The organism is Pseudoduganella rivuli, from assembly GCF_009674485.1.
GTDB classification, from domain to species: domain Bacteria; phylum Pseudomonadota; class Gammaproteobacteria; order Burkholderiales; family Burkholderiaceae_D; genus Rugamonas; species Rugamonas rivuli_B.
The window spans coordinates 392479-406841 of sequence record NZ_WKJJ01000005.1; the positions used below are offsets into that span (position 1 = coordinate 392479).

9 protein-coding genes are annotated in these 14363 nt (G+C 64.5%); 6 read left to right on the top strand and 3 right to left on the bottom strand.

Translation table 11 applies throughout. The features are described 5' to 3' along the window. Positions 1 to 113: 113 nt before the first annotated feature. Complete coding sequence (locus GJ700_RS10460) at positions 114 to 2840, bottom strand: TonB-dependent receptor (protein ID WP_154373355.1); 2727 nt, start codon at positions 2838 to 2840, stop codon at positions 114 to 116. A gap of 216 nt (positions 2841 to 3056) precedes the next feature. Here GJ700_RS10460 and GJ700_RS10465 point away from each other — a divergent pair, with 216 nt between their 5' ends. The 4 genes from GJ700_RS10465 (at position 3057) to GJ700_RS10480 (ending at position 8479) form a co-directional block, all read left to right on the top strand. After that, complete coding sequence (locus GJ700_RS10465) at positions 3057 to 5345, top strand: putative bifunctional diguanylate cyclase/phosphodiesterase (protein WP_154373358.1); 2289 nt, start codon at positions 3057 to 3059, stop codon at positions 5343 to 5345. Between the two features lie 175 nt (positions 5346 to 5520). Beyond that, the gene (locus tag GJ700_RS10470; RefSeq protein WP_371867908.1) at positions 5521 to 6291 is read left to right on the top strand and encodes an aldolase/citrate lyase family protein; all 771 of its coding nucleotides are present in this window, start codon (positions 5521 to 5523) and stop codon (positions 6289 to 6291) included. A 22-nt stretch (positions 6292 to 6313) separates the two neighbouring features. Continuing rightward, positions 6314 to 7201, top strand: a complete 888-nt coding sequence (glxR, locus tag GJ700_RS10475) for a 2-hydroxy-3-oxopropionate reductase (RefSeq protein WP_229506909.1) — start codon at positions 6314 to 6316, stop codon at positions 7199 to 7201. Positions 7202 to 7210: 9 nt separating this feature from the next. Continuing rightward, complete coding sequence (locus tag GJ700_RS10480) at positions 7211 to 8479, top strand: glycerate kinase type-2 family protein (protein ID WP_154373364.1); 1269 nt, start codon at positions 7211 to 7213, stop codon at positions 8477 to 8479. Positions 8480 to 8485: 6 nt separating this feature from the next. On the opposite strand, the gene GJ700_RS10485 is transcribed toward GJ700_RS10480, so the two are convergent. After that, positions 8486 to 9244, bottom strand: coding sequence for a sulfite exporter TauE/SafE family protein (locus GJ700_RS10485; protein WP_154373366.1), 759 nt, complete (start codon positions 9242 to 9244; stop codon positions 8486 to 8488). Between the two features lie 192 nt (positions 9245 to 9436). On the opposite strand from GJ700_RS10485, the gene GJ700_RS10490 reads away from it, so the two are divergent. Together GJ700_RS10490 and GJ700_RS34955 are read left to right on the top strand one after the other, a co-directional pair. After that, on the top strand, positions 9437 to 10087 hold the full coding sequence (locus tag GJ700_RS10490) for an HAD hydrolase-like protein (protein ID WP_195763849.1): 651 nt from the start codon (positions 9437 to 9439) through the stop codon (positions 10085 to 10087). A 115-nt stretch (positions 10088 to 10202) separates the two neighbouring features. Continuing rightward, entirely contained in the window at positions 10203 to 10355 is a 153-nt protein-coding gene (locus GJ700_RS34955) for a hypothetical protein (RefSeq protein WP_195763850.1), read from the top strand. A 7-nt stretch (positions 10356 to 10362) separates the two neighbouring features. Here the strand turns inward: GJ700_RS34955 and GJ700_RS10495 are convergent, their stop codons facing one another. After that, a complete protein-coding gene (locus GJ700_RS10495; protein WP_154373380.1) occupies positions 10363 to 14307 on the bottom strand; it encodes a CHASE domain-containing protein in 3945 nt (1314 codons plus the stop codon). Between the last annotated feature and the right edge of the window lie 56 nt (positions 14308 to 14363).

Consider the following 14363-nt stretch of genomic DNA (forward strand, 5'->3'; position numbering starts at 1 on the left):
GCGGGGCTGGTCGGTGCAGCATTTAACGCAACGGGGCTATTGGCGCTGCCGCCCCGACCACGTACTCGACAGCGGGGGAGGCCCTGCCATGGCGCCTCTCCCGAGTTAGGAGGCTATTTGAACGAGTACGTCACGCTGCCAAACCAGCGCCGTCCACGCGGATCCGTGTAGGTCGGGTCGTAGCCGGAGATGAAGTAATACGCCTGGTTCGAATACGGCGGGCTGGTGTCGAAGATGTTTTGCACGCCGGCGCGCAATTTCAGCTGCTTGTTCCACGCGTAGGTGGCCGACATGTCCCACAGCGAATACGCCTTGACGCGGTTCGGCGCCACCACCGTGCCGTTGTCGACGTTGATGGCGGTATTCTGGTCGTCATAGCCGCTTGAATACGTGTGCGACAGGTAGGCCGACAGCGGTCCCTGTTCCCAATCGAACGTGGCGGTATGGCGCCAGCGCTGAACCACGCCATCCGTCACGAAGCGCCCCAGGTTGCTGACGTAAGCATCGCCCGGTGCGTTCTGGATGCGTGATTTCAGCACATAGGTGCCGTTCAGACGGGCGCCGATGCGGCCGATCGGTGTTTGCGTACCGCGCCAGTCGACCGATACATCCAGCCCGGATGCCTGCTGCGCGCCGCGGTTTTCCTTGTGCAGTTCGATGTAATCGATCAAACCGTCTTCATCGCGGTGCACCAGGTTGCCGTATTTGGCCAGATTGCCGAGAATGATGTCATCGCCGATTTCGGAGATCAGGTCGGTGCGCTTGATGTTCCAGTAATCAAGCGACAGATTGGCGTCCCGCGTGGCGGCCCACACGGCGCCCACGGAAACCTGGCGGCTGTGTTCTGGCTTCAGGTTCTTGTTACTGTAACGGCGGGCTTCCCAATTGTCCGCGCAATCGGCATAGTTGTTGTCGACCGTCGCGCAATATGCCGGGTCGGGCAGTGTAGCCGTGGCGCTGACCAGCGTTGGTCGGAACAGGTCCACCATCGATGGCGCGCGGAAGCCGCGTCCCGCCGAACCGCGCAGCATCAGTTCCGACGATGGCCGGTAGCTGATCCCGACTTTCGGGCTGGCCGCGCCGCCCACGATCTGGTAGTGGTCATAACGGGCCGACAGTTGCGCTTCCCATTGTTTGGCGAACGGCAGCAGCAATTCGCCATAGACGCCTTCGACATGGCGGCTGTCGCTGGTGGCGCGTCCGCCCGGGGGGGCGTCGTCATTGTTGATGTTGTCACTCAACAGCAAGGCCGACGGGTTGAAGCGCGTGCGTTCGTGCCGCGCTTCGCCGCCGATGGCCAGCGCCATCGCGCCACCCTCCATCCGTCCCAGTTCGCGGCTGAGTTTGAAGTCGATGCTGTCCATGGTGCCGTGCGAATGGCGCACGTCATCGTTGACCTGAATGGAGTTCAGCAGCGCCACACCGGCCGCGCTGGAAGGGCCGAACGGATTGATGACGCCATCGGCAATGCCTTGCTGGAGCTTGTCGTACAGCAGGTAGCCGCGGGTATCCTTGTCCGCCACTGTGTTGACACTGTGGTTGATGGCCACGTCGTAATCCCATTTGCCGGCAACGCCGTTCATGCCGACCACCACGCGTGTGCCGGTGCTGGTCAATTCACTGGTGCGGCGCCCCGCCTCATTGAGGCGTATGCGCAACTCCAGCTCGCCGGGCGTGTCGTCATCGAGCGTGTCCAGGCCCGTGTTGGCCAGTTGCGGCACCTTGCGGTAATCGATATAGGCCTTGACGCGCGCGGTCGAGGCGACGTAGTGGGTGCGGGCACGCGCATAGGATGCTTCGGCATACAGTTGTGCCACGGGGTTCAGCTGGAATACGGCACGGCCCAGGAAGCTGGCTTTTTCCGATTTCGGATACAGCTCGGTGTCGCGCATGTAGTTGTAGGTGCAACCGTTTTCACCACCGGTGCCGAGCGGCAGGTACAGGTTGGCCGGCGGCGCGCAATCGGGGGCGGACAGGTTGATCATCCGGTTGACGATCGGCTTGCCATTGATGGTGTAGCCGATATCCTGCAAATGGTCGCGCTGCGCAGACGTCAGGCGGATATTGGCCGGGTTGGTGTAGCCGGACAACAAGTGTCCCAGCCGCTCGTCGATGTGCAAATCCTTGATGAAGCTGCGTTGCGACGTGCTGAGGCTGTCCGTGCGCTGGAAGTCCGCCACGCCAAACACATTGAAGCCGTTTTGCACCAGGTCGCCGATACCGGCCGCAATGCTGGCGGTGCGCTTGCCCGCGCCGCCTTCTTTGGTGGATGCGCCATAGGCGCCCAGCTCCACACCCTGGAAATCGCGCCGCGTAATAAAGTTGATCACGCCGCCAATCGCGTCCGTACCATACAGCGACGAAGCCCCATCGAGCAACACTTCCACGCGCTGCAGCGCGGCGGCGGGAATATTATTCAAGTCCACACCGGTGTCGTCGCCGGGCGACGCGAAGTTCGCCATGCGGCGGCCGTTCAGCAAGACCAGCGTGGACGAGGTGCCGATGCCGCGCAGGTTGGCGCTGTTGAAGCCGCGCTGGTCGCGGCCATCGGTGATGCTGGATCCATCTGTCTGGCCGCCCATGTTGGCCGCAATCCGCGCAATCAGCTCCGCCGCCGTCGTCACACCTGCCTTGTCCATCTCCGCGCGCGTGATGATGTGCACCGGCAGCGGCGTTTCCGCTTCCACGCGCTTGATGGCCGAACCTGTGATTTCAACGCGGACCGGGTTGTCCGCGTCCATGGTGGTTTGCGCTGCGGCGAAGTGGCTTGCCGCCAGCAGCGCGCCCGCTGCCAGCGCCTGCGTGCGTTTCCTTGCCTGATGCTTGATCCGCTTGGTCATTCAATCTCCCGGGGCTATTGGTCTGATGCTGTTGATCTATTGTCATGTTTGCTTTGCCGATCATACCATCGGCATCAGGATTTCGTGGAGAAAGGCCCCATGGCACGGCATTTGCTGCTACGCACCATGCGGCCCCGGACCCAGGCCGCATGGTGTGAGTTTTGATCGATTGTGGGTCATTGACGCACTCATTTAGTGCAGAGAAGCCGAAAGACCATGAAGACCGATTGCCTGCCGTTCCCCCGCGAAGACATCCTGGCCGCAGCCCTGGCGCCACCGTCGGGTCCCGCATCGGGGGATTCCTGGCGCATTGTGCGCGAGCGGGCCTTGCGCGCCAGCGCCGTCGATGAGGCGGCGGGGCTGGGCCGCTGGTGGTATGAGCATCGGCACGGCCGCCTGTATTTATCGGCGGTGGCGGCATCGCTGCTGGGCATTGCCGCCAGCGGCTGCCATGAAGTGGCCGATGCGCTGCTGAACGTGGCGCCACAGGATGCGTGGCGCCTGCGCAGCACGCTCGACGCCATCACCGATGTCCACCTGGGCACGGCCTGCGAATTCCGCGTCAATGTGACGGGCAAGGGGACGCGCTGGCTGAAGGTGCAACCGGTCGCGCGCGAAGGGGAAGCCATTGTGGCGGGCATGGTGGTCGACATCACGTCCACCAAGCATGCCGCCATGCGCGAACGCTTCAGCTTCGCGCTGACGCAATATTTGATCGGCACCGATACCTTCGACGCCGCGATCCACAAGATCATCCAGCTGGTGTGCGATGAACTGGGCTGGGACTGGGGGGCGTTCTGGGTGCGCGAGGAACCGGAAGGCCGTACCGGCGTGCTGCGTTGCCGCCACGTGTGGCATGCCGCCACGGGCGATTATTCGGAACTGCGCGCCGTCACGACGACGGCTTCCGGCGATACCTGCCATGGCGTGCTGGGACAGGTCTGGAGCGGCAAGGCGCAATGGGTCGATGCCAGCACGGACACGGAAGACGGGGGGCGCTTTGCCAGCGCGCGCCGCTGCGGTCTGCAATCGGGCTATTTCTTCCCCGTGACGTACACCGGGGGCGACGGCGGCTTGCACAGCGCCGGCATCCTGGAATTCTTTTCCCGCGAACCGCGCCAGCGTGAAGCGCAATTGCCGGGACTGGCCGAATCGATCAGCGCGCTGATTGCGCAGACCGCGCAGCGCATGGCGCAGCAGGAACGCATGCGCGTGCTGGCGCAGACTGATGAAATGACGGGGCTGGTCAACCGCGCGCATTTCCATTACCTGCTGGACCGCGCGTGCGAGCAGTGTCCGCCGTGCGCCAGCTTTGGCGTGCTGTATATCGACCTGGATCAGTTCAAGCCCATCAACGACGCGTTTGGCCACGCGGCCGGCAACGTGGTCCTGAAGGCCTTTGCCGAGCGCTTGCGGGAGCTGGCGCCGGAAGGGGCGGTGGTGGCGCGCCTGGGCGGCGACGAATTCGCCATGATGACGGGTTATGGACTGGAACCGCAGGCTGTCGAAGCGCTGGCGCAGCGCGTGGCGGCCTGCGCGCGCGAACAGTTCCAGTACATGGGACACGAGTTGTCGGTGTCGGCCAGCATCGGCATCAGCATGTACCCGTCGCACGGCGCCAACACGGCGCAACTGCTGCACGCGGCCGATGCCGCCATGTATGCCAGCAAGCGCAATGGCCGCAACCGCGTCAGCCATTACAGCGATGCGCAGGGCGCCGAGCAGGATGTCTTGGCGAAGCAGTTGATCATGCTGTCGGAATTGCAGCACGGTTTCGAGCGCGGCGAATTTTTCCTGGTTTACCAGCCGATCATGGATGCCCACGGCGAAGCGCTGGCGGCGGTGGAAGCGCTGATCCGCTGGCGCAAGTCCGACGGCACCATCGTGCCGCCCGACCAGTTCATTCCCGTGGCGGAGCAAAGCCGCCTGATCGTGCACCTGGGACGCTGGGTGGTGCAGCAGGTGTGCCACGATTTGCCGCGCCTGCATGCGGCCGGTATGCACGGCCTCAAAGTGCACATCAACATGGCGGCGCCGGAATTCCTCGACAGCGATTTGCCGGCGGAACTGATGGCGACCGTGCGCGCAGCCGGCATCGATCCTTCCAGCCTGCAAATCGAACTGACGGAAAACATGGTGATGTCGCACATCGACACGTCGCTGCCGATCATGCGCAAATTGACGCAACTGGGCTTTGAAATCAGCCTCGATGACTTCGGCATGGGGTATTCGTCGCTGTCGCTGCTGAAAACGTTGCCGATCGCGTCGCTGAAGATCGACCGCGGCTTCCTGCAGGGAGTGCCGCGCGAACGGGACGATTGCGCCATCGTGCGCACCATGCTGGACCTGGGCCGCAACATGGGTATCGGCGTGATTGCCGAAGGCGTGGAAACCGATTCGCAGCTGGGTTACTTGCGCCAGTTCGGCTGCACTCTGGTGCAGGGCTACCTGCTGGGCCGCCCCATGCCATTGCCGCAACTGCTGGAACGCTACCGCAAGGCGTAGCGCGGCGCCGTCCCCGAAATTCTTCCCCCAAGGCCCGTATGCGGGCCTTTTTAATTTCCTGTCCTGATAACGATAACCCCGTTGCAATAAAAGATAAGCGCGCCTATACTCGATTCATGTTGTATGACATCCTATGACTTAAATGAATGGCAAAAACCATGAAAGGAGCAGGACTGTGAACATCAGAATCAACCACTTCAAGCGGGCGCTCAAGGCGAAGCAATTGCAGGTGGGCCTGTGGTCCGGGCTGTCGAACAACATTACCGTGGAATTGCTGGCCAACGCGGGGTTCGACTGGCTGTTGCTGGACACCGAACATTCGCCCAACGAATTGCCAATGGTGCACTCGCAATTGCAGGCCATTGCCCACAGTACGACGCACCCCATCGTGCGTCCGGCGTGGAACGACACGGTGGTCATCAAGCGTTTGCTGGACGTGGGCGCCCAAACGCTGTTGATCCCGTTCGTACAGGACGAGGAAGAAGCGCGCCGGGCCGTGGCGGCCACGCGCTATCCGCCGCTTGGCGTGCGCGGTTATTCCGCGGCGGCCCGGGCGTCCGATTACGGCCGCGTGAAAAATTATCCGCTGGTGTGCGAAGAAGAACTCTGCCTGTTGCTGCAGGTGGAAACGCCGCACGCGATCGGCAACATTGAAGCGATTGCCGCGCTGGAAGGCGTCGACGGCGTGTTTATCGGCCCCGGCGACCTGGCCGCCAGCATGGGTTATATCGGCCAGTTGGGCCACCCTGAAGTGGTGGCCGCCATCGAATCGGCCATCAAGCGCATCGTCGCCACCGGCAAGGCGGCCGGTGTCCTGACGGGCGACGAGGCGCTGGCGCGCCGCTATATCGCGGCGGGCGCCACCTATGTCGCCATCGGCAGCGATATCGGCTTGCTGGCGCGCGGCGCGGAAGCATTGTGCGGCCGTTTCAAGCAGGCAGCGTAAATACCATTCAAGGAGAGGCAAAATGAGCAAAGTTGGATTTATCGGCCTGGGCATCATGGGCGCGCCCATGGCGGCAAACCTGATCAAGGGCGGCCACACGCTGTACGTGCACGACCACAAGCCCGCGCCGGCCGCGTTGCTGGAGCAAGGCGCGATTGACTGCGCCAGCGGCAAGGAAGTGGCGCGGCAGGCCGACATCATCATCACCATGGTGCCGGATACGCCGCACGTGGCGTCCGTGCTGTTCGATGACGGCGGCGTGGCGCAAGGCCTGACTGCCGGCAAGATCGTGGTCGACATGAGCTCGATCTCGCCGATTGAAACCAAGCAGTTTGCTGAAAAAATCAATGCACTGGGCTGCGCTTACCTGGACGCGCCCGTGTCCGGCGGCGAAGTGGGCGCGAAAGCCGCGAGCCTGACCATCATGGTGGGCGGCCCGCAGGAGGCGTTCGACACCGTCAAGCCCCTGTTCGAACTGATGGGCAAGAACATCACACTGGTGGGCGGCAACGGCGACGGCCAGACCACGAAAGTGGCGAACCAGATCATCGTGGCGCTGAACATCGAAGCCGTGGCCGAAGCGCTGCTGTTCGCCTCGCGCATGGGCGCCGATCCGGCCAAGGTGCGCCAGGCGCTGATGGGCGGCTTTGCCGCGTCGCGTATCCTGGAAGTGCACGGCGAGCGCATGATCAAGCGCACTTTCGATCCGGGCTTCCGCATTGAGCTGCACCAGAAAGACTTGAACCTGGCGCTGTCGAATGCGCGCCAGCTGGGCCTGAGTCTGCCGAACACCGCCACCGCGCAGGAATTGTTCAATACCTGCGTGGCCCACGGCGGCAAGGCCTGGGACCATTCCGCGCTGGTGCGGGCGCTGGAAATCATGGGCAACCACGAAATCGCCGCCAGGTAAGGAGGCTGCATGGGCATCCACCGAACGCTGTTGCGGCGCATGTTCGACGCCGCGGTCGCCGCGGCGCAGCCGTCCGCCTGCCTGCCGCTGCACCTGCCGGAAGCGCCGAAAGGGCGCACCATCGTGATCGGCGCCGGCAAGGCGTCGGCCGAGATGGCGCGTGTGTTCGAGCGCCACTGGCCCGGCCCCCTGGAGGGACTGGTGGTGACGCGCTATGGCTACGCGGTTCCGTGCGAGCGCATCGCCATCGTGGAAGCCGCGCATCCGGTGCCCGATGCGGCGGGGCTGGAGGCGGCGCGCCGGATCCGCGCACTGGTGACGGGGCTGACGGAAGACGACCTGGTGGTGTGCCTGGTGTCCGGCGGCGGCTCCGCGCTGCTGGTGCAGCCGGGCGAAGGCCTGACGCTCGAAAACAAGCAAGCCATCAACCGCGCGCTGCTGGCGTCCGGTGCGACGATTTCGGAAATGAATTGCGTGCGGCGCCACTTGTCGGCCATCAAGGGCGGCAAGCTGGCGGCGGCATGCTGGCCGGCGCGCGTGGTGACCTTGCTGATGTCGGACGTGCCGGGCGACGATCCGGTCGATATCGCGTCCGGCCCCACGGTGGCCGATGCCACGACCTGCGCCGATGCGCTGGCGATCCTGCGGCGTTATGCCATCGACATTCCGCCGCAGGTATTGGCGTTGCTGGAAAGCGGCGCGGGCGAATCCATCAAGCCGGGCGATCCGCGCCTGGCGCGCTGTGAGACACGCATGATCGCCACGCCGCAGCGGGCGCTGGAAGCGGCGGCCGCCGTGGCGCGCGAAGCAGGCGTGGCCGTCCACATTCTCGGCGACAGCATCGAAGGCGAGGCGCGCGACGTCGGCATCGTCATGGCGGGCATCGCGCGCCAGGTGGCCAGGTGGTCGCAGCCGTTTTCGCCGCCCTGCATTCTGGTGTCGGGTGGAGAAACCACGGTGACGGTGCGCGGCAAGGGCCGGGGCGGGCGCAATGTGGAATTCCTGCTGGCGCTGGGTGTGGCGCTCGATGGCCACACGGGGATCCACGCGATTGCGTGCGATACGGACGGAGTGGATGGCGCGGAGGAAATCGCCGGCGCGCTGCTCGACCCGGGGTCGCTGGAACGGGCCAGGGCGCTGGGCATCAAGCCGCGCGACAGCCTGGCCGACAACGATGGCCACGGCTTCTTCCAGGCGCTGGGCGATTCCGTGGTGTGCGGCCCGACACTGACCAACGTGAACGACTTCCGTGCCATCTACGTCGACGCTGCGGACTGACGCTCTTTAAAACAGGTAGCCGATATCCCTGTATATCAACTGGATACCGGTAACCAGCAACCCGGTCTGCGCAATCCGGCAAAACCACAACGTATTGATCCGGTCCTGCAGCCACATGCCGAAGCGCACGCCCAGCGGCACCAGCGGCGCCAGCGCCAGGCTGGTGGCCAGGTTATCGGACGAAAACTGGCCCAGCCACGCGTACGGCACCAGTTTCGCGGCGTTGACGAAGGCAAAGAACACGCTGATGGTGGCGACGTAGCGCACCTTGTCCAGTTGCTGCGGCAGCAAGTACGCCACCACGGGCGGCCCGCCCGCATGGGCTATGAAACTGGTCAGCCCGGACACGCCGCACCAGAACGTCCCCTTGACGACCGAGCGCCCCGCCACATTCCGCCTGGCAGCGAGGCCCAGCCAGCTATTGACGGCGAAGGCGATGGCCAGCGCGCCGATGAGCAGGCGGATCACGCTCTCGGACAGCATGCCGAAGGTCAGCGCGCCAAGGACAATACCAATCAGCGCACCGGGCAGCATGATTTTCAGGTTGTCGCTATCCCATTTGCGGAAATAGGCGCGCAAGCCCACCAGGTCCATCAGGCACAGGATCGGCAGCATGACGGCGGCCGCTTGCACGGGCGGGATGGTCAACGCCATCAGCGGCACGGCCATGCCGCCCAGTGCGCTGCCGAAGCCGCCCTTGGAAATGCCCGTCAACAGAACGGCGGGAATGGCTGCGGCATAAAACAGCGGGTCGGTGATCAGCATGGCGGGCGAGGTAACAGGAGGACTATCTGGTAGTGCTAATACCAATTATAGAGAAGCCTTGAAATCCATGCCGGCGGTGTGGTGAAAGCATAAGGTAATACTTATCAATCGCGAATAATAATTAATTTTTCTTCCGCGATTAACGATCGTATATTGACAGCTCTGCAAGCACCCACCATGAGGAAACGAGCCATGACGATCAATGCGATTTTGCTGAACCTGGATGAAATCCTGTTCGATACGGCGCCGCTGCACCTGGCGGCCATTCACGCCGCGATGGAGGGCACGGGCGTGCCGCTGCGCTGGAGCATGCCGGAATTGCGCGAAGTGGCGTCCACCGTGGGCTGGACCCGGGTGCTGGACGTGGCGCTGCCACAGGAGGAAAAGAATGAAAAGGGCGGCAAGCGCTCGCGCGCCATCGACCTGAATGCCGCGCACCACCGGCATTTCCACGACGCGCTGGCGACCCGCAAGCCGGAAGCCAACCCCCGCGGCGTGCAACTGATCAAGGATGCGCTCGATGCCGGCTGCAAGCTGGGCGTCATCAGCGATTTGCCGGCGCCGTCCGCCGCCGCGCTGCTGGAGCAATTGTTTGGCAATGATGTCAACAGCAAGTTCACGCTGGTGGCTTCCCGCCACGACGCCGGCCACCGCCACCACGACGGCATGCATGCGCTGGCGCTGCGCACCATGGGCGTGCACGCGGACGAAACCGTGTTGATCGATACGTCGCTGCCGAACCTGCTGGCGGCCCGCAAATCCGGCCTGCGCACCGTGCACTTCAAGATGCCGGGCATCCTGAGCTGGAAATCGCTGCCGGCCATGGCTTCGCGCGCCAGCTAAGGTACCGATATCGGAATCGATATCATCATTATCAAGAACTTGATTGGAAATTGAGCAGCGACGCGCCTAAGATGACCCCAGCAGTCACAGGATCGTAACAATCAGGAGAGCGGACATGACGCAGCAAAAGCACCCGACCAAGGAACAAATCCGGCAATACCTGGAAGCGCGCCAGGCCGAGCGTTGCCCGCCGCCATCGATGCAGGAAATCCGCCGCCAGCTGGGCTGGGACATGCTGCGTCCCACCGCGCCTGCGTTGTTCCGCTAAGTTGTTTTTATCCGGCGGGACGTGCGCAGTGTTTTTGCACCACCGCCAGCAAGTCGGCCCAGTCGACCGGCTTGGCAATAAAGTCATCCATTCCCGCCGCCTGGCATTGCGCCTGTTCGTTCAGCGTGACGCCGGCGCTCATGGCCAGCACGGGTATCCGTAATCCCAGTTCATTGCGGATGCGGCGGGTGGCTTCAAAGCCGTCCATGACGGGCATTTGCACGTCCATGATCACCGCGTCGGTGTTGCCGGCGTGGCTGCTCAGGTAGTCCACCGCTTCCTTGCCGTTATTGGCGATCGCCACGGCGGCGCCGCCATGCTCGAGCATGTTGCGCGCCACCACCTGGTTCAGCAAATTGTCTTCCACCAGCAGCAGCGACAAGCCGGCCAGCGGCTGCTCGGAATCAGGCGGGATGTATGGGCTGTCGTCAGGCAGGTCAAGTGTCATGGGGGGACTGTTGCGTTCTCCGGCGCCGGCCGCAATCCGTGCGGCGCCGGCAAGCAGCACATGATACAACGCGGAGCGCGTCAGCGGATGCGTCAGCACCGCATCGACACCCGCCGTATACCGCCCGGACTGCAAGGCATAGGCATGGGTTGCTTCGATCAGCAGCGGCGCCTGGGGCGAATCCGGCGCCGCCAGAGCGCCGATATGGGATTGCGCCGCCAAAATGGCGCCGTAGGCGTGGCCCTGTGCGGCGGCGGCCAGCGCCACGCGGCGCGCTTCGCCGGCGTCCTGCGCGGTATCGGCCACGCATCCCCAGCGCTCCGCCATCCGCGCCACGCTGGCCTGTTCCTGCACACCGAGTCCCACGCACAGCAAATGCATGCCCTGCAGATTGGCCGGCAGCGGATAGCGGTCGGGCAGGGCGGCGGCCCGCAGCGGCAATTGCAGGCCGAAGGTACTGCCCTCACCGGGCACGCTGCGCACATCCAGCGCACCGCCCATCAGCGCCGCCAGGCGGCGCGACAGCGCCAGGCCCAGGCCCGTGCCGCCAAAGCGGCGCGCCATCGAACTGTCGGCCTGGTTGAAGGGAATGAACAGGCGCTCCACCTGTTCCGGCGCGATGCCGATGCCGGTGTCGGCCACCTCGCAGCGCAGCCATGGCTTGCCGTCCGGCCCCGGCGTCGTGAAGAGGGCAACCGTGACGTGGCCCCGCTCGGAAAACTTGATGGCGTTGCCCACCAGGTTCAGGATCACTTGCTGCAGGCGCTGGGCGTCGCCAACCATGCTGACCGGCACCTCCGGCGCCACGGAAATCGCCACCGCCAAGCCTTTTTCGCCCGCATGGATGGCCATCACGGAAGCGAGTGTATCGACGACGTCGTCGATATAAAACGGTTCCTGCGCCACATCGAGCTTGCCCGCCTCGATCTTGGAAAAGTCCAGCACATCGTTCAGCACGGCCAGCAGCGATTTGCCCGCGACGGAAATCATTTGCACGAACCCCGCCTGTTCGGCGCTGAGCCGGGTGTGGTCCAGCAATTGCACGGCGCCCAGCACCGCGTTCATCGGCGTGCGCAATTCATGGCTCATGTTGGCGACAAACAGGCTCTTCGCCGCGCTTGCCGCCTCCGCCTGGGTCTTTGCCTCCTTCAATTCCCACTCCGCGGCCTTTTCCCGCGTCACGTCGCGCAAGATCATCGCATAGCCTATACACCCTCCGTTTTTGCCCGGCACGGGGAACAATTGCATCAGCGCGAGGAAAGCGCTGCCGTCGCACCGCGTGCGTTCGCCCAGCTCTTCGAACTGGCCCGCCCGCAGGGCGGTGTCCAGCATGGCGCGGGCCGCATGCATGGCGGCCGCCTCGGGACCGATCAGGCACGCGACGGGGCGGCCGATGATGTCATTGTCGGCATAGCCGAACAGCCGCGTCGCGCCGGCATTCCACGTCGCGATGTTGCCGTCCGGGTCGAGCAGGACGATGGCGTGGTTCGCGATATTTTCCGTCAGCAGCCGGAAGCGCGCCTCCGATTGTTCCAGGCTGGCGGTGGAACGCACCACGTCCACCTGCGCCAACTGGCGCGCTTTGACGAGATTGAGGCTGACGCTGTAAAACAGCAGGCTGACCAGGATGCCCAGGGTCAGCACCAGGTGGGATTTGCCGCGGTCGATGGTGGCGTCGAATGCGGCATTGGGGCGCACGCGCAATATCCACTGGTGGCCGTTGTCGCCCACGGTGACGGCGCCGATGCTGGTCAGCGCCAGGTAACTGGCCGGGCCGCTGTCGGCCGCGCTTTCATACATGAGTTTGCCGTCCTGGGTGCTGTCGAGGATGTCGAGCCGGACTTGTTGCAGGCTGCCGCCAAAGATGCCGGCGACGAGGTCGCGCATGCGGAACGGGCTGTAGACGAATCCCGTCGGCGGCCCCATTTCCTGCCCGACGCGCGCCACGCCCGTGTAGACCGGGTTGTATAACAGGAAGCCGACCTGCTTGTCGTGTGTGATTTCCTGCACCAGCGTGACGGGGCCCGATGCGCTGAGACGTCCGTTCTGCATGGCTTCCAGCAGTGCCCGCCGGCGCACCGGCTCCTGCAGCATGTCGTAACCGAATGCGGCGCGGTTGCGCTCGTTCTGCGGTTCCAGGAACGTCACGGGAACGTACGCACTGCGGGCGCCTTCCGGCCAGATGTGAAACGACGGCAGTTCGCGCCGCAGCGCGGCCTCCTGTTCCGCCGCCGACGCGGCCGGGATATAGCGCGCATAGCCCAGCCCCAGCAGGCCAGGATAATGGTGCTCCAGGTCGATGGCGGTGACATAGGCCTGCCATTCCGAACGTTCGACGGAGTCGGAAGCGTCGAACAGCGCGGCGCCGGAGCGCAGCAGCGATTCGTACGACGCGAGGCGGGTGGCCAGCTTTTCGCGCACGGTTTCGGCGGCATCGTCGAAACGTTCCCGCGTGCGCCGTTCGGTATCGGCATCGACCAGCGCCCAGGCGCCGACGGTGACCGCGATCCCCAGGCCCAATGTCAGCGCCGGCGTCCATGACTGCCACAGGTGCTGGTCGGCCGCGTGCGGGCCCTGGATCCGGTGGCCCGCATAGCCGGCCGTCAGCACCCAGGCGACGATGGCAAGGATGGCGAGGAAGGTGCACAGCGACAGCAGCGAATGCTGCAATACGCCGGACACGAACGCGCCGCGCTGCAGGACGGTGGCGGGCACCGCGATGACGCATATGATGGCCAGTACCAGGCAAACGGCCGCCCGGCCATGCCGTACCGCGGCCCAGCCGACGAATACCAGCAACAGGTAGGGCAGGGCGCGCGGCACGATCCATTCGTCCGGCGGCGGCGAAAAGACCAGCGCGGCGGCACAAGCGGTGGCGGCCAGCAGCGGCGCCACGCGCAGCAGCGCGGCTGCCGGCCTGCGCGCTTTCTCCTTGCGCAGATGGCGGAACAACACCAGCAGCAACGGCGAAATGATCAGCAAGCCCAGGAAATCGCCGATCCACCACGTGCCCGCCACGGTCAACAGGGCGCGGGCGGGAACGATGCCCGATGCGCCCAGGGTCAGCACGCCGGTGGCCGCCGCCACCATGGCGGCGCCGCCGGCAATGGCGACGTAGCGGTACACTTCCATCTGCGACTCCATGCGGTGCGGACGCACCTGCAGGCGCGCCGACAGCCAGGCGGCCAGCACGCCTTCCAGCGTGTTGCCGATGGCGATGGCGCCGGACGCGGCCAGGATCACGGAATCCGCGGCGACGGCATTGGATTTGAAGACCGCCACATTGGCGCAGAACGCGCCGGCCAGGATGGCGGGCCACAGGGGCATGCCAAAGCGCAGCAGCAGCGCCAGCGCAAAACCGGAAGGCGGCCACACGGGGCTGGCATTGCTTTGCTCGAGCGCCATCAACAAGCCCAGGCGGGCCAGCGCGTAATACACCAGCGCGGCCAGCACCATGCGCAGCGCCAGTGAAGGCTTACGATTGACTAGTGACTGCGAACTCACATCTATGCGTGCTGTCCGTGGTTGTCCCCGGTCAGGATACCTGAAAGCGTGATCCG